19 protein-coding genes and 1 pseudogene are annotated in these 18,833 nt (G+C 37.6%); 14 read left to right on the top strand and 6 right to left on the bottom strand.

The window, feature by feature from the left end; genetic code table 11:
* On the top strand, positions 1-463 hold a 463-nt coding region (locus tag FJR37_RS16265; protein WP_168466534.1), incomplete at its 5' end, for an Rpn family recombination-promoting nuclease/putative transposase.
* A gap of 731 nt (positions 464-1,194) precedes the next feature.
* On the opposite strand, the gene FJR37_RS16260 is transcribed toward FJR37_RS16265, so the two are convergent.
* Positions 1,195-3,354 carry a Tex family protein gene (locus FJR37_RS16260; RefSeq protein ID WP_168466533.1) on the bottom strand — a complete coding sequence of 720 codons (2,160 nt, stop codon included), beginning with the start codon at positions 3,352-3,354 and terminating at the stop codon, positions 1,195-1,197.
* 221 nt (positions 3,355-3,575) lie between these two features.
* Here FJR37_RS16260 and FJR37_RS16255 point away from each other — a divergent pair, with 221 nt between their 5' ends.
* The 7 genes from FJR37_RS16255 (at position 3,576) to FJR37_RS16225 (ending at position 9,943) form a co-directional block, all read left to right on the top strand.
* Positions 3,576-3,788, top strand: a complete 213-nt coding sequence (locus FJR37_RS16255) for a hypothetical protein (RefSeq protein ID WP_039202163.1) — start codon at positions 3,576-3,578, stop codon at positions 3,786-3,788.
* Between the two features lie 331 nt (positions 3,789-4,119).
* Positions 4,120-5,406, top strand: a complete 1,287-nt coding sequence (locus tag FJR37_RS16250) for an AAA family ATPase (protein ID WP_168466532.1) — start codon at positions 4,120-4,122, stop codon at positions 5,404-5,406.
* Positions 5,407-5,414: 8 nt separating this feature from the next.
* Positions 5,415-5,939, top strand: coding sequence for a hypothetical protein (locus tag FJR37_RS16245; RefSeq protein ID WP_168466531.1), 525 nt, complete (start codon positions 5,415-5,417; stop codon positions 5,937-5,939).
* A gap of 146 nt (positions 5,940-6,085) precedes the next feature.
* Complete coding sequence (locus FJR37_RS16240; protein WP_039201487.1) at positions 6,086-7,558, top strand: TldD/PmbA family protein; 1,473 nt, start codon at positions 6,086-6,088, stop codon at positions 7,556-7,558.
* 190 nt (positions 7,559-7,748) lie between these two features.
* Positions 7,749-9,089, top strand: coding sequence for a TldD/PmbA family protein (locus tag FJR37_RS16235; protein ID WP_168466530.1), 1,341 nt, complete (start codon positions 7,749-7,751; stop codon positions 9,087-9,089).
* Between the two features lie 378 nt (positions 9,090-9,467).
* Positions 9,468-9,719, top strand: coding sequence for a type II toxin-antitoxin system HicA family toxin (locus tag FJR37_RS16230; RefSeq protein ID WP_168466529.1), 252 nt, complete (start codon positions 9,468-9,470; stop codon positions 9,717-9,719).
* Positions 9,720-9,721: 2 nt separating this feature from the next.
* Positions 9,722-9,943 carry a type II toxin-antitoxin system HicB family antitoxin gene (locus FJR37_RS16225; RefSeq protein ID WP_168466528.1) on the top strand — a complete coding sequence of 74 codons (222 nt, stop codon included), beginning with the start codon at positions 9,722-9,724 and terminating at the stop codon, positions 9,941-9,943.
* 3 nt (positions 9,944-9,946) lie between these two features.
* On the opposite strand, the gene FJR37_RS16220 is transcribed toward FJR37_RS16225, so the two are convergent.
* Together FJR37_RS16220 and larC are read right to left on the bottom strand one after the other, a co-directional pair.
* Complete coding sequence (locus tag FJR37_RS16220) at positions 9,947-10,864, bottom strand: lysylphosphatidylglycerol synthase domain-containing protein (RefSeq protein ID WP_168466527.1); 918 nt, start codon at positions 10,862-10,864, stop codon at positions 9,947-9,949.
* Positions 10,865-10,926: 62 nt separating this feature from the next.
* The gene (larC, locus tag FJR37_RS16215) at positions 10,927-12,213 is read right to left on the bottom strand and encodes a nickel pincer cofactor biosynthesis protein LarC (protein WP_039201497.1); all 1,287 of its coding nucleotides are present in this window, start codon (positions 12,211-12,213) and stop codon (positions 10,927-10,929) included.
* A 132-nt stretch (positions 12,214-12,345) separates the two neighbouring features.
* On the opposite strand from larC, the gene FJR37_RS16210 reads away from it, so the two are divergent.
* Both FJR37_RS16210 and FJR37_RS16205 read left to right on the top strand, forming a co-directional pair.
* Positions 12,346-13,005 (top strand): L-threonylcarbamoyladenylate synthase, encoded by a 660-nt coding sequence (locus FJR37_RS16210; RefSeq protein WP_039201477.1) that lies wholly within the window; start codon positions 12,346-12,348, stop codon positions 13,003-13,005.
* Between the two features lie 407 nt (positions 13,006-13,412).
* Positions 13,413-14,633 (top strand): HetZ-related protein, encoded by a 1,221-nt coding sequence (locus FJR37_RS16205; protein WP_039201475.1) that lies wholly within the window; start codon positions 13,413-13,415, stop codon positions 14,631-14,633.
* A gap of 397 nt (positions 14,634-15,030) precedes the next feature.
* Here FJR37_RS16205 and FJR37_RS16200 read toward each other — a convergent pair.
* A pseudogene (locus FJR37_RS16200) lies at positions 15,031-15,795 on the bottom strand (DNA adenine methylase); the annotation flags it as partial.
* Between the two features lie 65 nt (positions 15,796-15,860).
* Between FJR37_RS16200 and FJR37_RS16195 the strand changes: the two are divergent.
* From FJR37_RS16195 to FJR37_RS16185, 3 genes are all read left to right on the top strand, one after another.
* Complete coding sequence (locus tag FJR37_RS16195) at positions 15,861-16,067, top strand: DUF751 family protein (RefSeq protein ID WP_072033605.1); 207 nt, start codon at positions 15,861-15,863, stop codon at positions 16,065-16,067.
* Between the two features lie 126 nt (positions 16,068-16,193).
* On the top strand, positions 16,194-16,592 hold the full coding sequence (gene rbfA / locus FJR37_RS16190; RefSeq protein ID WP_039201470.1) for a 30S ribosome-binding factor RbfA: 399 nt from the start codon (positions 16,194-16,196) through the stop codon (positions 16,590-16,592).
* Positions 16,593-17,096: 504 nt separating this feature from the next.
* Positions 17,097-17,339 (top strand): DUF4327 family protein, encoded by a 243-nt coding sequence (locus FJR37_RS16185; protein WP_028091717.1) that lies wholly within the window; start codon positions 17,097-17,099, stop codon positions 17,337-17,339.
* A 589-nt stretch (positions 17,340-17,928) separates the two neighbouring features.
* Here the strand turns inward: FJR37_RS16185 and FJR37_RS16180 are convergent.
* The gene (locus FJR37_RS16180) at positions 17,929-18,090 is read right to left on the bottom strand and encodes a hypothetical protein (protein WP_168466525.1); all 162 of its coding nucleotides are present in this window, start codon (positions 18,088-18,090) and stop codon (positions 17,929-17,931) included.
* A 7-nt stretch (positions 18,091-18,097) separates the two neighbouring features.
* Entirely contained in the window at positions 18,098-18,184 is an 87-nt protein-coding gene (gene petN / locus FJR37_RS16175; RefSeq protein ID WP_013189847.1) for a cytochrome b6-f complex subunit PetN, read from the bottom strand.
* A gap of 101 nt (positions 18,185-18,285) precedes the next feature.
* On the opposite strand from petN, the gene FJR37_RS16170 reads away from it, so the two are divergent.
* Positions 18,286-18,726 carry a hypothetical protein gene (locus tag FJR37_RS16170; protein ID WP_168466524.1) on the top strand — a complete coding sequence of 147 codons (441 nt, stop codon included), beginning with the start codon at positions 18,286-18,288 and terminating at the stop codon, positions 18,724-18,726.
* Positions 18,727-18,833 lie beyond the last annotated feature (107 nt).

Here is an 18,833-nt window from a genome sequence, read left to right as displayed (position 1 = left end):
CTTCTTCACCAGCCAACGAGTCAGAGTTATTTATCTTGATGAATTAGAAGATATAGCATCTTTACCAATTGGTGTTGCTACAATAAAACTAATCATCGCTAAGAAAGATAGTTCTATTATCCAAGCCAGAGAATTAATCACAAGAACTAAGCAAGAGATAGATTCTGAAGTTCAACAGCAACAAGTATTACAAATCATCGAGACGATTTTAATTTACAAGTTCCCCAGAATGAATAGAGAGGAAATAGAAGCTATGTTTGGATTAAGTGAGTTAAAACAAACCCGATTTTATCAAGAAGCAAAAGAAGAAGGAAAGGAAGAAGGTGAACGCAAAGCCAAGTTAGATGCAGTTCCTGGATTGATAGGATTGGGTTTAACTGGAGAACAAATCGCACAAGTTTTAAACTTAAGTTTGGCAGAAATTAGCGAGATTATTCAACAACAGAATACAAAGGACAGATGAAAAACGACTCCTTTGGTCTTAAGAATCCCCGTGTCCTTTAGACTGGACTGCTCATTGGTGTCAACTTAACGTAAAACCCATAGCCCGCCTGGGAATCAATTCCCAGTCTAATAGCAAAAGTCCCTTAGTGGAATGAAGCAATCTCATCTTCACTCAGAGATTTTCCGATCGCTTCCCTGGGGGTCGCAATGACAAATTCAAAAACTCTCTTAGAGGATGTTTGAAAAGTGGTATTCCGTAATTTTCATCACATTGCTACCCCCCTTAGTCCCCCCTTGTAAAGGGGGGAAACAATAAAAATCCAGTTCCCTCCCCTTTACAAGGGGAGGGTTAGGGTGGGGTAAAAAATATTTGATACATCAACCATAACTTTTCAAAAACTCTCTTAGGGACTTCCAAATAAAAAAATACTCAATCACCTAACGCAAAAATCTCTCAAACCATTATTCCTCTGTGTCCTCTGCGCCTCCGTGGTTCGTTAATTAGGATAATTTATTTCTTGGAAGTCCCTTACTAAATTATTGGGTCTGACGCACCCTACAAGAGATAAAATCTACATTACATATTTAGAAAACTTTGTCAATGCGTAAGCACTAGGATCATCTTTTGTGTGGATTTCTCTAAATTCTTTCTCGTTGTGGAAAACTCGCTTTGGGTAAGGATGTGTGTACACGGTAGCCCCACAAGCGAGGAGGGGGCTATGATTAACATAAAAAATCAGGAAGAGGTAATTATTGTTTGATTCCTTTCATTGATAAACCTATGCGTTTGAGTTTTTCGTTGATTTCTAAAACTTGCACTTTAACGACTTGTCCAACTTTCACAATTTTTTTCGGATCATCTACAAATTTATCAGCAAGTTGGGAAATATGCACTAAACCATCTTGATGGACTCCAATATCAACGAAAGCACCGAAGTTAGCAACGTTGGTAATAATTCCTTCTAGTTGCATTCCTACGGTTAGATCTTTAATTTCTTTGATTCCTTCTTTGAAGGTAGCATATTTAAATTCAGCACGAGGATCTCTGCCTGGTTTTTCTAATTCGCTGAGAATGTCGCGCAGGGTTGGTTCTCCAATGGTGTCGGTAACGTATTTTTTGATGTTGGCTTCTTTGAGTTTTTCTGCAACTTGTGTAACTTGATTTAAGGATACTCCTAAATCAGCCGCGATAGATTGCACTAAGGAGTAACTTTCTGGATGAACTGCGGTATTATCTAAGGGATTTTCACCACCACGAATTCTTAAAAAACCTGCTGCTTGTTCAAAGGCTTTTGGTCCTAGTTTGGCTACTTTTAAGAGTTGACGACGATTTTTAAATGCGCCATTTTCGTTACGATAGGCAATAATATTATTAGCTATGGTTGGGGTAATTCCCGAAACAAAGGTGAGAAGTTCTTTAGAAGCTGTATTTAAGTCTACACCCACATAGTTAACGCAACTTTCGACGGTTTCATCTAATTTCTTTTTCAGTAATTTTTGATCAACGTCATGTTGATATTGTCCTACACCAATTGATTTAGGATCTATTTTGACTAATTCTGCTAAAGGATCTTGCAATCTTCTTCCAATACTAATTGCACCCCGCACGGTAATATCTAAATCAGGAAATTCTTCTCTAGCTACTTCACTGGCGGAATATATAGATGCACCAGATTCATTTACCATGACTTTAACTGGTTTATGGGCTATATTTGGTAATACTTCGGCAACAAATTCTTCTGTTTCTCGTGACGCTGTACCGTTACCAATAGCAATTAATTGAATGTGGTATTTTTCCAGTAATTTCTTAATAGTTTGGGCGGCTTTTTGACGTTGTTCTACGGCTTGGTGGGGAAATACGGCTTGATATTCTAAAAATTGTCCAGTTTCATCTAGTATAGCGACTTTGCACCCGGTTCTAAAACCAGGATCTATCGCCATTGTAGGTTTCATTCCTGCGGGTGCTGATAACAGCAATTCTCGTAAATTGGTTTCAAAGGTTTTGATTGATTCTATATCAGCAAAGGTTTTTTTCTCGTTAGTTACTTCGCTAATTAAGGAAGTTTTCATTAGGCGGTTAAAACTATCTTTTAACATGACTTGATAAAATTCACGCACGTTACTAACCTTAGTTTTAATTTCTTGAGATTCTAAATAACCCAGGATAAAATCTTCGTCATAAGCAACTTCACAACTGAGGATTTTTTCATCTTTTCCTCGACATAAAGCCAACATATTATGAGGGGCAATATTTTTGACTTTAATTTGATAATTGCGGTACATTTCAAATTTAGTCGTCCCTTCGGGATGGTCATCTTTAATCCGAGAAACAAACAGCCCATTTTCTAAAAGATAATCGCGGATATATGCGCGTAATTCTGCTTTTTCTGCTACTTCTTCTGCTAAGATATCAGATGCCCCTTTTAAAGCTTCATCTGCACTTTTTACTCCTAAAGTTTCGGAAATATACTTTGCTGATTCTTCCTCTAATGATGCAGAAACAGCATTTTTTGTATTTAGAGATTGAATAAATCTGGCGAGCGCTTCTAACCCTTTTTCCCTAGCAATGGTAGCACGAGTCCGACGTTTAGGACGATAGGGTAAATATAAATCTTCCAGTTCAGTTTTTTGTAAACAGGATGCTATTTTTGCTTGTAGTTCTGGGGTAAGTTTATCTTGTTGAGCGATCGCATTCACAATTACTTTCTTTCTGTCTTCTAACTCCGTTAAGTAATTATGCCTATCTTGTAAATCCCGTAATTGCACTTCATCCATTTCATCAGTGCGTTCTTTACGGTAACGCGCAATAAAGGGAATTGTTGCCCCTTCTGCTAAGAGTTCTAGGGCGTTTTGTACTTGGTGGGGTTTAAGTTTTAGTTCAGTTGCGAGGAGTTGGGAAATGTTCAACATTGGATATTTAAATTGAAAGTGTTAAATTGATTCCAGCACGAATAGATAGTGTTAACTTAATTTAGCAAATAATGGCATCATTTGAGAATAGCTAATTTCATCAGTTGAGAATAAATTTGTTGCCATTTTGTCTTACTTAAGTATAATGTTAATAACGTTCTTGAAGAAGGTTAAAATCTACTGGTATTAAACAGTAGCTCGTAGTTTGGAGATTAGTGAAAATGCCTTTATTTTTCTTAATAACATTAGTTACAGGTGTAATGACTGGCTATCTCTTCCAAAGAAATGATGATGAAATCACCAATATTGCAGGTGTGTTCACAGCCGTCATTTTTATTGTAAGTTTAGTGTTATCACCTTGGCAAATTCAGTTTGGTATGTTAATGTTTGTGGTCATTGTCAGTAACAAACTGCTGAATAAAAATTGGTTTTAAATCAATTTTCGCAATATTTAGAAACAAAATACAGTCAAGTCGGCAATTATCCACCCTTGATAAAATAATCATTGAGGGGAATGAGGGTGTTGATAGTTGGATAAAATATAGAATAGCCTCAAAGGTGAAAAAGGATCTTACCCCCTCACCATATCTTACAAATTTTAATCCTTTTTGGTATAACTAAGGTTTATCAAGCTTCCTCTTATTGCACCTTTTTACTATGCTAACATCAAAAATGACGATATCAACCAGCAAGACTGACGCAGAATAAAGAAAATCTGGTTTATATTATAAGTATTAACTAAATAAAATATATGTAGTTTTGATGATGCTGAAAAAACTCATTCTCGAAAATTGGAAAAGTTTCCGTTATGCTGAACTTCCACTTGATCCTTTAACTGTGCTTATTGGCACTAATGCAAGTGGTAAGTCTAATGTGGTTGAAGCTTTGGAATTTTTGCAGAGAATAGCGAACGGTGAAAATATTGAAGCAGCTTTAGCAGGAGATAAAACACTTTCTTCTATTCGTGGTGGTGTTGAATTAGCTGCAAGGAAAGGTGAAAATGAGTTTAGTTTAAAGCTATTAGTTGGAGATGAAGAAAAGGATTATTTATATAATATTATTTTAAGAAAAGGTGAAGGTGTTTATCTTAAACAAGAATCTATAGAAACAGATGATTTTAAAAATCATACTTATGTTCCAGAAAGTATTTTTGTAATCAATCCAGTTAGTCAAATTTATAGTAGTAAACCTACGTTACCTAACTACCAAGGGTCTAATCTTGATCGAAGTAAATATTTAGATAATTATTTAGATATATTGGCAATTGATAATATCGAAAACAAAGATAAAAGACAAAAAATGCTTGATGAAATTAATGAAAAACGAGACTTTGGCGAGAATCACCTACAGAAAATAATTGATAATGTTATTTTACCAACAATTAAAAATATCCATATTTTAAATCCTATTCCTTTGACAATGCGTAATTACTCAAGACTTTCTGAAAATATAGAAAGTGATGGTTCAAATATTGCAGGTGTATTAGCAGCATTACCAGAAGAACAAAAAGCAAAAGTAGAATCAAATCTATCTTACTACATCCAAGATTTACCAGAAGGTGATATTAAAAAAGTATGGGCTGAAAAAGTAGGAAGATTGGGTACAGATGCAATGCTTTATTGTCAGGAAGAATGGAAACCAGGAGAAATTACAGAAATTGATGCGAGAAGTATGTCAGATGGAACATTACGCTTTCTAGCCATTCTCACAGCATTATTAACTCGTCCTGAAGGTAGTCAAATTGTTATAGAAGAAATAGATAATGGTTTACATCCTTCCCGTGCAGCATTATTGGTGAAAATATTAAAAGAAATTGGCACTAAACGCAATATTGATATTTTACTCACAACCCATAACCCAGCCTTACTTGATGCTTTTGGTTCGGAAATAGTTCCCTTTGTAGTTGTCGCACATCGAGATTCAGAAACAGGAGAAAGTAAACTTACCCTTTTAGAAGATATTGACAACTTCCCCAAATTATTTGCATCTTATTCCTTGGGACAAATGACAACTAAAGGTGCAATTGAACGCAGCCTTTCTCATGGGGAGTAATTAAAAATATGAGAAAAGTTTTATTAATAGATACATCTTTATTGTGCGTTTGGTTAAAAGTTCCAGGTAAAGAAACTGCTGGTAATAATAAATGGGACTTTGAACTTGTTAACGAGAAAATTATCACAGAAATTGAAAAAGGAACAACCTTGGTACTTCCATTAGCCACAGTTATAGAAACAGGTAATCATATTGCCCAAGCTAAAACTACAAATTCAGATAGTAAAAGAATAACATCAGGAAAATTTGCCCAAATCATGATTTATGCTGCTGATGAAACAAGTCCTTGGGCTGCTTTTCGTGAACAAATTGTACTATGGGAAGCAGAAGGATTGAAAAATTTAGCAGATAAATTTCCTAATCAAGCTGTAGAAAAAACTTCTATGGGAGATGCGAGTATTGTAGTCTTGGGTTGGTATTACTATCATGAAAAAGGTTTTCATGTAGAATTTCTGACTGATGATAATGGTTTAAAATCTCAAGAACCACCACAACCTAACCTACCTACACGCCGCAGTAGTCGTGGAAAATAATGAGAGTATGAACTAAATTCATCTGCAAATGGCGGAAAACCCTACAGCCTAACTGCCAACAACGACTTTCATAGATTTGTTAGACTGAACACACCAGGATTTTTTTCAGTTACATCTGTAGATAACGCCAGCAGACGAGGCACTTCATGCTTACAAATACCCTACTTCTCTCAAATCAACTTCCCAGTTTACAATATTTATCCACCACAGAACGCTTCGATGACACTTGGGAAGCCCCTCTGGCAACCCTTTTAGGACTAGGACGCGCCGCCGGAGCAGATTTTGTAGAATACTTCTTAGAACGTCGCAACTACATCAGTTGTTTAGCCGAAGAAGACACCATTACCAGCATTTCCCCCAGTTTAGCTACCGGTGCAGGAGTCCGAGTATTTCGTGGCAAAGCTGACTGCTACGTTAGCACCAATAACCTGACATTTGCCGGTTTAAAAGCTGCTTTAGAAAAAGCTCTTTCCATCTTAGGCTTACAACTACCCGGACCCACTGGTTTCATCCCCGAAATCAACCTAGAATTACTCAGAGACTACGCCACAAAACGCGGTAAAGACGGTTGGCTGCCCTTGTGCAGTTCTATCCGCGAAATGGGAGAAGTCCTCCTTGATGGTACAGCCCAACTTAACAAAAAAGCTACCCACGTCCAATCTCGCCGCGCTTCCTACTTCCGTGATTGGCAAGAAGTATTAGTTGCTGCCAGTGACGGTACATTTGCCCGTGATATCCGCCTCACCCAATCCGTTGGGTTTAACCTGCTTTGTGCTGACGGTGCTAACCGTGCCTCCATTGGCGAACGTGCTGGTAACACCAGTGACTCTAACTTCCTGAGAACCTGGGATTATCAACAAGCCTCCGAACAAATCGCCGAATCAGCCGGTAAAATGCTTTATGCAGATTACGTAGAATCAGGAACTTACCCCATTATTATGGCTAATCATTTTGGCGGTGTAATTTTCCATGAAGCCTGTGGACACCTTTTAGAAACCACTCAAATTGAACACAAAACCACACCATTTGCCGATAAAAAATGTGAGAAAATCGCCCATGAAAGCCTGACTGCTTGGGATGAAGGACGCACTGATAACGCCTTTGGGACTATTGATATGGACGATGAAGGAATGCCCGCTCAAAGAACATTATTAATTGAAAAAGGCATTCTCAAAAACTTCCTAGCTGATAGAACCGGTTCAGTGCGGACTGGACACCCCAGAACAGGTAGTGGCCGCCGTCAAAATTATACATTTGCTGCCGCTAGTCGGATGCGAAATACATATATTGATTGTGGTGAACACACAACAGAAGACCTATTTGCCTCCGTTGATAAAGGCATTTACTGTAAGAAAATGGGTGGCGGCAGTGTCGGCGCAACAGGTCAATTTAACTTTAGTGTTGATGAAGCTTACTTAATAGAAAATGGCAAAATTACCAAACCATTAAAAGGCGCTACTCTCATCGGTGAAGCTAAGGAAATCATGAATAAAATCTCCCTATGTTCTCAAGATTTAGAATTAGCTCCCGGCTTTTGTGGTTCTGTTAGTGGCAGTATTTATACAACTGTTGGACAACCCCATATTAAGGTTGATTCCATCACTGTCGGCGGCAGATAAAAACCAATACGGTTTAGTTAAATCTAGAACTCTTTGTGAAAGTCATTTTTTAAACGAACCACAGAGGCACAGAGGACACAGAGAGAAGAAAAAATTTTTAACTAAACTGTATTGAGATAAAAACAGATAAGCTATATTATCTGCGTTTATCTGCGTTCGTCTGCGTTCAAAATTTAGAAATTAATTCATCATGACAAAAATACAAGAAATCGCCACCTCCGCTCAAGAAAATGCTGCCAAACTTGGCATTAAAAAGTTTGATATTTACGGCTCAACTGTAGATGATACCAGTGTTCAAGTTGACCAAGGTGAACCTAAACAAGTTAAAGCTTCCAATCGTTCTGGGGTAACAGTTCGGGTTTGGAATGAAGAAAATACAATGGGTGTTACCAGCACTACAGATGTAGATACTAAAGGATTAGAATTAGCTTTGAAAACTGCTTATGAAGCGAGTTTTTTTGGTGTGAAAGAAAATGTTCCTGATTTTAGTCCAGAAGCCACTATTCCTATCCCTAATAAACACCAAGAAAAGGCACTGCAAGCACCTGTTTCTGAACTAATAGAAAAGCTATTAGTGGCAGAAAAAGAATTACTAGCAACCCATCCTGCTATTACAAGTGTGCCTTATAATGGGTTAGCACAAAGGGATATTGACAGATTTTATCTCAATAGTGATGGTGCTGTGAGAACTGAATCTCATTCCTTAGCTTCTATTTATTTGTACAGCAAAACTGAAGAAGAAGGTAAGAAACCCCGCAGTGGTAGTGCTTATCGAGTTAAGGAAAGTGTCGCTGATTTAGATATTGCTGGTTGTATCAAGGAAACTGCCCAGAAAACTATCAGTCATTTGCATTATGAAAAAATCAAAACTGGTAAGTATCAAGTAGTTTTTTCTCCTGAAGCTTTTTTAAGTTTGTTAGGTGCTTTTTCTAATTTATTTAACGCCCAAAGTATTCTGGATAATCAAAGTTTATCGAAAACTGATGATATTGGTAAAGAACTAGCTTCACCTTTACTTTCAGTTTATGATGATGCTTTACACCCTGCTAATATTGGTGCAGAAAGTTTTGATGGTGAGGGTACTCCTACCCGGCAAATTAAGTTAATAGAAAAGGGCATTTTAACTAGCTTTTTGCATAGTGCGGGAACTGCTAAACGGTTAAATGCTCAACCTACAGGTAATGCTAGTATTGGCGCAAAAGTTAGCGTTAGTCCGAATTTTTATCACGTTTTTGCGGCGGGAACTCCTGAGAAAGAATTGAGTCTAGAAACTGCGGAAAATGTGATTTTAATTGATGATTTACAAGCTCTCCATGCGGGTGTTAAGGCTTTACAAGGTTCTTTTTCTTTGCCTTTTGATGGTTGGTTAGTTAACAAAGGTGAGAAAACCAGTATTGAGTCCGCAACGGTAGCTGGGGATTTCTTGGAACTTTTGAAATCAATTGTTTATGTGGAGAAAGAGGTGGAATTAACACCAGGAGGAGTTGCTCCTAGAGTTTGGGTGAGTGAACTTTCTATTACTGGGGATTAAAAGTTAGTCTTTGGGTAGGCTGTTGACTTTGTGTGTTTTTGAGGGATTTTTCGGAAAATTATTCGTGTTATTTTTTGTTTGTGGGAAAACACCTGTTGCAGGGGTTTTCCCACAAGAACACACGACACATTTTTTGCATGAAGCCTTATGGGGTAAAGGGTTCAAAGTCAACAGCCTAGATGGTTGCTAGTAATAAAAAATATATAATTAATGGCAATAGTATTATTTGATAAACTCTGGGGATTAATATCTTTTTTACTTTGTGCGTCTGTGGTTTAATAGTAATTTATCGAACCGCAGAGGCGCAGAGGACACAGAGATAGAAAAAACGATGAAAAAATTGAGCGCACTTTTATAAAAAATGCTATGAGTTGATAAATGTCAAAAAAACGGAAGTTACTAGATAAAGTTCTTGCTGGTTCTAAAAATATTCAATTTAATGAATTTGTGAATTTAGTTGAGGCCTTTGGATTTTGTTTATCAAGAGTTAATGGTAGTCATCATATTTTTATTCATCAAAACATAGAGAAAATTATTAACTTACAAAATCGAAATGGTCAAGCTGTTCCATATCAAGTCAAACAATTTTTAGCTATCATTGAAGAATATGGATTAACTTTAGAGGATTAAAAATGAAAAACTACCATATTAATATTTTCTATAGTGAAGAAGACGGGGGTTATATAGCAGATATTCCAGATTTAAAATACTGTTCTGCATTTGGTGACACTGAAGAAGAAGCATTATCTGAAGTTTTGCAAGCAAAAGCAGCATGGTTAGAAACTGCAAAATTACAGGGTAAATCTATTCCTGAACCTAAATACCGTCCTGCAATTTATCAAATAGCTTCATGAAGATTATTTACTAATTCGTTCATACAACCAAGCTAAGGACGCGCCGATAGTTTCTGCTAAGATACTAATGAGCCGATAAAGTGCGATCGCACTAATCACCAAAGCCGCCGGAAAATGATATTGTAACAGTAACATCGCTGTGGTTTCAAACACGCCCAAACCACCAGGCGCACCAGGAACAACTAACCCCAATACCCAAGCACAACTAAAAGCCCCCACTAATAAGGGTATTTGCTCCCAATTTACAGAAGTTAACGCCATTATAGTTAATATAAATCCAGCAGCCCGCAACCCTAAAAAAACTAATTCTCCTAATAATGGTTTTACCGGATAGCGTTGAATTATAAAAATATCAATTAGCTGATTTTCTCCAGCAGATTTTTTATTTTTCCAACGTTCTAAAAGTTGAATTGCTGGGTTTAAAAATCGGGGATCAAGTACACCTAAGACAATTATTAAAGCTAAAAATTGGAGAATAATTAAATTATAATTCAGATTATTAACAATAATTTGAGTACCAAATAAAACAATAATAATTAAAGCTGCTGCTAACATTAATAGTGGTTCTAACAAAACACTTAAAGTGGCAATATTCGTAGGGATATTAGCATTTTTAGCCGCCATGATTCGCCCATAATAATGCCAGACATTCCCAGGTAAATATTTAGCAATATTCGTTTTTAAATAAACTTGGATAAACTCAATAGCAGATACAGATTGATTTAACTCCCTGAGTACCCAAGTCCAAATCCAACCCGCCCAAATATGAGCCAATAAAGTTACACTTGTAGCAGTTGCTAATATTAACCATCCGGTAATATTAATCCGAATAGCACTAACTCCTAACCAATTATCTTTTAAGGCTTTCAGCAAAAAAAACAGCGTTCCACCTAAAATCAACCAACGAATAATTTTCTTCATTTTAAAAGGATTTAGATCCCCGACTTCTTAGAGAAGTCGGGGATCTTGTTTTTGTGTTTTTGTTAATTTTGATTTTGCAAATACCAACTTTCTAACGCCAAACGATGAATTTCTCGCCAAGGAATATTATTTTTTCGTGCTAATTCTGCACAATCTTCATATTCTGGCTGCACATTAGTAATTACCTTTTCCGTAGCTGTTCCTGTCCATGCCACTTTTACCGATATTGTTCCATAAATAGTGTCTACATTTTGCATTTCCCGTTGTAAAATTGCCCGTTTTTGAGTAGTGCGACGAATGCCTAAAGTGCTAGTTTCTCGAAATAAAACTGCTTCACAACTAGCTAACTTTTCAGGATGAGAAATCACAGTTAATAAAATTCCAGTTCGTGACTTTTTCATCCCTATCGGTTGAGTAAACACATCCACCGCACCCGCAGCAAATAAAGCCTCAAATACATAACCAAATACTTGAGGATTTAAGTCATCTATTTGAGTTTCTAGGACAGTAATCGTTTCTAAATTTGGGGAATATTCCGCTAAATTAGAGTTATCAGTCTGTAAAGATTCATTTTCACCGTACCAAAGCCGTAGTATATTGGGAATGGGTAAATCTAGAGAACCCGCCCCTAATCCTACCTGTTTGATAGTCATTGGTGGTGGTGAACCAAAGTCTTGAACTAAGGTAGTAGCGATCGCCGCCCCCGTTGGTGTTACCAATTCTCTGTCAATACCATTGCTATAAACTGGACAACCCCGCATTTCCCACAACTTTAACACCGCTGGTACTGGTACAGCCATTCTTCCATGTGCCGCATTAACAGTACCACCTCCCGTTGGAAATGCAGAGCAGTATAGCAAAGGCAAACCCTGGCGATCGCTATCAATACCCAACCAATCCAACCCTAAACAAGTACCAACAATATCCACAATCGCATCCACCGCACCCACTTCATGAAAATGAACTTTTTCCGGTGCGATGCCATGAACAGCCCCCTCTGCAACTGCCAACTGTCGGAAAACAGCTAAACTCCAAGCTTCCGCCTGCACTGGCAAATTCCCCTTAACAATCATCTCCTCTATTTCTGGCAAATGACGGGTGTGGTTGTGATCATGTTCATTGTGAGAATGATGATGGTGATGATGAGAAACCAAATCTACATGAACCTTAGTCGCTTGTTGACCTTGACGGTGAACCAATTCCGCCCACAATCGGTATTCTTGCTCAATTCCCAAGCCATTGAGTTGTTCTATCAAATACTCCACAGGCACACCCAGACTAACCAACGCCCCCAAACACATATCACCAGAAACCCCTGTTGGACATTGAAGATAAACAATTTTATTCATAAATTTATTAGTCATTAGTCATTAGTCATCAGTCATTGGGAAAATTCTTCCCCCTTGCCCCCTGCATCCTACACCCCTGTTTCTTCTCTGTCACCTGTCACCTGTCACCTGTCACCTACTCCCCACCTTATTATGGCCAAAATATTCACCATTCATCCTGATAATCCTCAAAGCCGCCGAATAGAGGAAATAAAGTTAGCGTTATTAAGTGGCGCTATCATGCTCTACCCTACAGATACAGTTTATGCAATTGGTTGTGACTTGAATGCCAAGTCGGCGGTGGAAAGAGTGCGGCAAATCAAACAGTTAGCAAATGATAAACCACTAACATTTTTATGTCCCTCACTCTCCAATGTGGCGACTTATGCCTTCGTAAGTGATACAGCCTACCGACTAATGAAGCGGTTAATACCAGGACCCTACACATTTTTGCTCCCTGCTACCAAATTAGTACCGCGACTAGTACAAAGTCCCAAACGCAAAACCACAGGAATTCGAGTGCCAAATCATAACGTTTGTTTGGCATTAATGGAAGCATTAGGAAACCCGATTATTTCTACTTCGGCTCATATTAGAGCAAATGACGAAGACCAGGAAATAGTTGAAAACGGAAAACAACCAATGTTGTCACGGGTAGATTTATATGACCATTTGGATAAATTGGTAGATATCATTATCGACACTGCCGAAGAACCTACATATCAAGTGTCTACCATTTTAGATTTGACCGATGAAGAACCAGTTATTATTCGGAGAGGTTTAGGTTGGGAAGCTGTAGCTACTTGGGTTTAAGAATAAAGCTTTACAAGTGCAACCCCTTGTTTTGGACTCCGTTGCGCTAATTATTATGATCACCTGACTCCAATTTTGAAATTGTCATCCTCCCAGGCACTCTCATCCCAGTCATGAAATTATGGCTATACCACACAGGCTATCGGCCAATCTCAGCATGACTAAGGTTTTGGCAATTTGTCCTCAGAGTGAATATCTATTATGCCATCTTTGATTTAGTTGCTAAAAATAAAGCGACACAATTAACAAGCCCTTAACTTTGGAAATTTCCTACAGTGTTTACATATCAGGAGTCTAGTTGGTGAGTTTTGAGGCATAAATCCCCAAAGATTTTTACTCCTGAGACTGGCCTTAAATACTGTATATGCGTTTGAGTTAAGGTGCAATACCAATTTTATAGAAAAGTCATGAAAGCTAACATCGCCAATCTGCCTAATTCTACATCTGCTTTTGATAGCTATATTTCTCTTGAAGAATTGTCTGTTCCTACCAGCGATACATTAGTACAACTTTTATCCCATGAGATGCAATCTCAAGTTAAATCCGCCACTTCAGGTGTACAAGATGTTGTTGGACGCATAGCCAAAGAAGTAGAACGGATATGTGATAAAAGCTCCCGCATTCAAAACTCAGGACAAATTCAGTCTTGGCAAATTACATTAGGAAGACATCGCTTACAAAAGTGCCTCCGTTACTATCAACTTGGTTCTAAACAAGGACGAGTAGAATTACACAGCAGCTTAGGCGCAATTGTTTATCGTCACGTAACTGTTGCAGGCTCAGATTTAGGATTTGAGGCTCGTTACAATCTGATTGAAGATTTTTTACAAGCTTTTTATATCGAAGCAATTAAAGCTTTCCGTCGAGAAACCGAACTACCTGAAGATTACACCCCCCGTACTCAGTTACAAGTAGCTGAGTATATGGCATTTACAGAACAATATGCCAAACGCCGGATTAATTTACCTGGTGGTGCTAATCAACAACTAATTGTTTTACGCGCTCAAGGTTTTGCCCGTCGTCAACCCCAAGAAACTACTGTAGATATTGAAATGGCAGTGGATTCGGCGAAAACGGAAGAAGCAGAATCTTATCAACGCAATGTGGCAGTGCAGCAAATTCGCTCACAAATGATTGCTAAACCTGGTTTTGACCCTTCTGAAGAGTCGGAACGCAATCGCGTGATTACCGAATTGATGAAATATCTGGAGTCTCAAGGACAATCTGATTGTATGAATTACTTGACTCTCAAACTCCAGGATCTTTCTGCACCGGAAATTGACCAAATTCTCGGTTTAACCAGTCGTCAACGCGATTATTTACAACAAAGATTTAAATATCATGTTGAGAAGTTTGCCAAACAGCACCAATGGCAATTAGTTCATCAATGGTTAGGTGCTGGTTTAGAACATAAGTTAGGTTTATCTTCCCAGCAATGGGATATTTTTTGGAATCAACTCACACCACAGCAACAGCAAATTTTTGAACTAAAAACTGCTTGTCAAAGTGATCAACTTATTTCTAAAGCTGTTCAATGTACTCCTAAACAACTGCAAAAACGCTGGACACAAATGTTAGAATTAGCATGGTCTATTCGTAACGGTCATGCTGAAACCAAAAATAATTAAATTCCATCCAGTCGGTTGGGTTGACGCAAGTAAACCCAACATTTCCATGGAAATGTTAAGTAGATTGGCGTTAAAAATTGTTGTTATAGTAAGGCAAGAGTAAAGAAGTTTTCAGCGATTTTACGTCTCTTTACATAGTTTGGTTTTATTGTGTTAACTTACTTATAGGACTCCTATTTCATTTTTGAACAAGACTCAGTAGGTATCAATTCTGTCTTTCCTGTTCCCTGTTCTCTCACCACACAAGTAAATTCACAGAATCAAACCGGATTCCTATAGATGTTATAATGTTGGGTTTCACTTCGTTCTACCCAACCTACGATTTCTACAATTTCCTATAAGAAGTTACTAATACTTCAGTTATTTTCCCTCGCTTCTGGGCATTAGAATTAATTTACCTTGCTGCTGATATGGTGTGAACATTAAAATCACTATAAAGGTCACGAATCAATGGACAATCAGAATTAGATAACATAACTTTTACACCTTTATCAGCTAATTCAATAAAAATATCTCTGAGTTTTATTTGTTGATTCTCGTCGAAACAGAAATTACTATAAGCTGTAAAATTGCTAGTTTTATTTAGAGGATAATAGGGAGGATCAAAATAAACAAAGTCATTAGTACCAGTTGCATAATTCAACACTTCTTCAAAATTTGCTTGTTTGATTTCTACTTTCTGGAGTGCTAACGATGCGACTCGCAAAACTTCTTCTTGACAAATACCAGGATTTTTATATTTACCTACAGGGACATTAAATTTTCCTTGAGAATTAACCCGGTACAGCCCATTAAAACAAGTCTTATTCAGATAAATAAACCGAGCCGCTTTTGTTAAATCTGTCCCATTATGATAATTTCTGACATCATAGTAATACTCTGAATTATGTCTTTGCTGATGTGCTTGCAGTAAAGTTATTAATTCTTCAAGATTGTCTCTAACGCACCGATAAGTAATAACTAAATCTGCATTAATATCAGTTAAAACTGCATGAGATGGTTGCAAATGGAAAAAAACTGCTCCACCCCCTAAAAATGGTTCATAGTAAGTCTGGTAATGCTGGGGAAAATAGTCTTTATATTGCGAAATCAATCTAGTTTTACCCCCAGCCCACTTTAAAAATGGTCGTGGGTAAGTTTGTTTAGGGATTTGACTTACCATCTACTTACGATTAAACTAAAAACTAACTAATCAATAAAGTCTATAATAAGGCAGTCTAAATTCAAATGTTTGATGGATTTTGGGATAACGTCTTTCGCTACCCTCGGTATTTAGTTAGTATCGTCTTGGGTATTTTTCTAAACACCCTTGAGCCGCTGTTTCCATTATTAAAACGTCCTGTGACGCTGATGGCTATTTTAGGCTTGTTTACTGGTGGTCTTTTTTTCGTAACGCTTACCGTGCGGGCTATGCTGGGATTGAGTTCAATGTAAACCAAAAGCCAGGAAAGAGTTGAGTTTATTGGACTGTTGGTGTTGATTTTATCACGTCAAGCACCGTCCACTTTCATTTACGTTTAGAATCATGTTATTAAACCTCTGTGAGAAGGCGGAATTTATATGGCTACAAATCGCCGCGTTTCCCGCGTTGCTGAATTAATTAAACGGGAAGTTAGCCAAATGCTACTCAACGGTATTAAGGATGACCGTGTGGGTACGGGAATGGTCAGTGTTACCGATGTGGATGTTTCTGGGGATCTACAACACGCTACCATCTTTGTGAGTATTTATGGAACGGAGGAAGCGAAAACGGAAACAATGGCTGGTTTAAAGTCAGCTACGGGTTACGTTCGCAGTGAATTGGGGGCTAGAGTCAGATTAAGACGGACTCCAGAAGTGATCTTTGTGGAAGATCGTTCTATAGAACGAGGTACTAAGGTGCTGAGTTTATTAAACCAACTGGAGCAACAACGAGCATCAGCAAGTGTGGATGAGGTAGTAGAAGAGATGGCTGAATGATTTATTAATGCAAAGTTAACCAAAATATAAATAAATCTGGAACTTGTTGCTAGTTAAAGCACTCTAGGTGGAGATAATAGGGAATGCCTTGATTCCCTATTTTTAGAGAGTTCCGGGTATTGCAAATTTTATATCTTAGGATAGAGGTCAAAAATCATAGACTTATATATACTGATAAAGTTAACGCTAAAGCAAATCTAGTATGATTTTAATAATTTTAATACAAGTTAATGTTAAAAATGTAAATATCTAGGTTTGATTAGTAAACTTAACTGCTGTTATCTTAGTAATATGAAGTTGAAATACCATGAATGTCATCCTTTGTTGACAAACTTAACATTTCTTTAGATAATTTGGAGGTGTATAGCGTCAAAATGATAATAGTTCCGTATAGCAAACTACAAAACCCTGGACACAAGTTTAATTATTGCCATGTTTGTTCCTCATGCATAATGGGAACGCTATCTAAATGTATTTTTGATGTAATTTTGTGAGAAAAAAACCATGACTGTGAATACGGTGCCTTCTATCAATTACAATTACTACTCTCTGAATGTTATTCAGGACGAAGCACGCCGACTGGTGGAAAGGGGAATGGTTGGTCGTCAACAGCCAATATATACACTTTGCCAGTTTATCCCGGCTAGAGAGTGGGTTTGTGTAGAATGTGAATTAGAGAAATGTGATTTTTTACTGCGCGATCGCATCGGTGATTTAATCGGACGCGAAGAGTGGGATAACGACTAATAATTTTGTTTTTTTAATAAACTACTGTTATTTTTGATTGTACTTGTTTGTAGTTTCTGGCTATAAACAGGTATATTTTTTTCTATATTTCTTGAATTTCATTTCACGCAGAGACGCAGAGACGCAAAGAAATAATGAATAAAGTTGGGTAAGATCTTCGGTAAAACTGCGATCACCTGAGTTCGACATAAGATAATTTTTGGAAAACTGCCCCAAATATGAGTCTCAAACCCTTATGATCTCGTTGAAAAAATCATAACTCTGTTCGCGTAGCGTCTCCGAAGGAGAAACTCCGAACTCCTACAGCGATTTCCAATCATATAAGGTACATCTTAGCCCCCTCATCGCTTGCGGGGAGGGGGTTGGGGGTGGGGTTCTTGTTCCGGGTTTGATGACAATTTGCTGTAACACCGAACTCAGGTGCGATCGCTTATTTTGGTTGATCACGCCGAAACCCATTGTCTATCTACATTCTCATAGATAAATTTGCTTGTATATAAGTATAATTTATGTAGGGATAGAAATAGTTATTATCCCTACATAAACACTTTTTAACGCAAAATACAGCTATATATATGCTGCAATAGAATCATTTTCGCTTGCTAGTGCTACGTCGGGCTTCGCGGGTTTCGTCTTCGAGACGACGGCGATCGCGCCAATCTGATAATGTTAGATAAACAACACCACCAGTAACTCCTACTAGCAGCAGCGCCCCAAATAAGGCTAAAATACCCAAAAATGGACTTTCCACGATGCCTCTATAGTCCGTTGCGTCCCCAAACTACCATAGAAATAGACCAAGTAAACACAACTAAGAGCGATACCCAACCCAGTGTCAAAATCATAGTTCTACTTTTCAAATAATTACAAAACGGCTCTAATATCCATCATACTGGGAAAATGCAGTGGATTCATTAACTAGATTGATAGGAGAGTTAGAAAAATTATGGAATTAATGGCAGAACGGTTAGAATCCCTGAAAGCGGGAGTAATTGGTAGCATATCTTTAGGTTTAGCTTTTCTTAGTACCAGCTTTATTAATGTTTTGTGGCTAGATAAGTATTTTCCAATAGTTACTTATGATAAAATTGATATAGTAAATTTACAGATGTTATTAAATGGTGTCATAGCCGGGTTTTCTGGTTTTCTATTTGGTGTCACCTATCGTTATATTATCCGTGTAGATGCCAATCCTCACCTCAAAACTGGGGGTATTTGGGCTTTTGGTTTAGTGCGGGGTTTAACTCAAATAGAAGTTGGTTGGCATCTAAATAATTCGGTTTTGCCTTTTTTAATCTTAGCAGGAGAAAGTATATTATGGTTTGTCCTAGCGGCTTTTGCTCTGGATACTGCTATTTTAAGAAAATGGTTGAAACCTTTTTCATGAATTGTCAGGATCAGGTGGTTATCGAGCGATAGTCGAGATAATATCCAGGATGAAAGGATGTACAGGATGAAAACAAGTATTTTATTACCAATTACCAATTACCAATT

The sequence above is a fragment of the Aphanizomenon sp. UHCC 0183 genome, from assembly GCF_009712065.1.
Lineage (GTDB): Bacteria > Cyanobacteriota > Cyanobacteriia > Cyanobacteriales > Nostocaceae > Dolichospermum > Dolichospermum heterosporum.
This window is presented reverse-complemented; position numbering and strand designations above follow the sequence as displayed.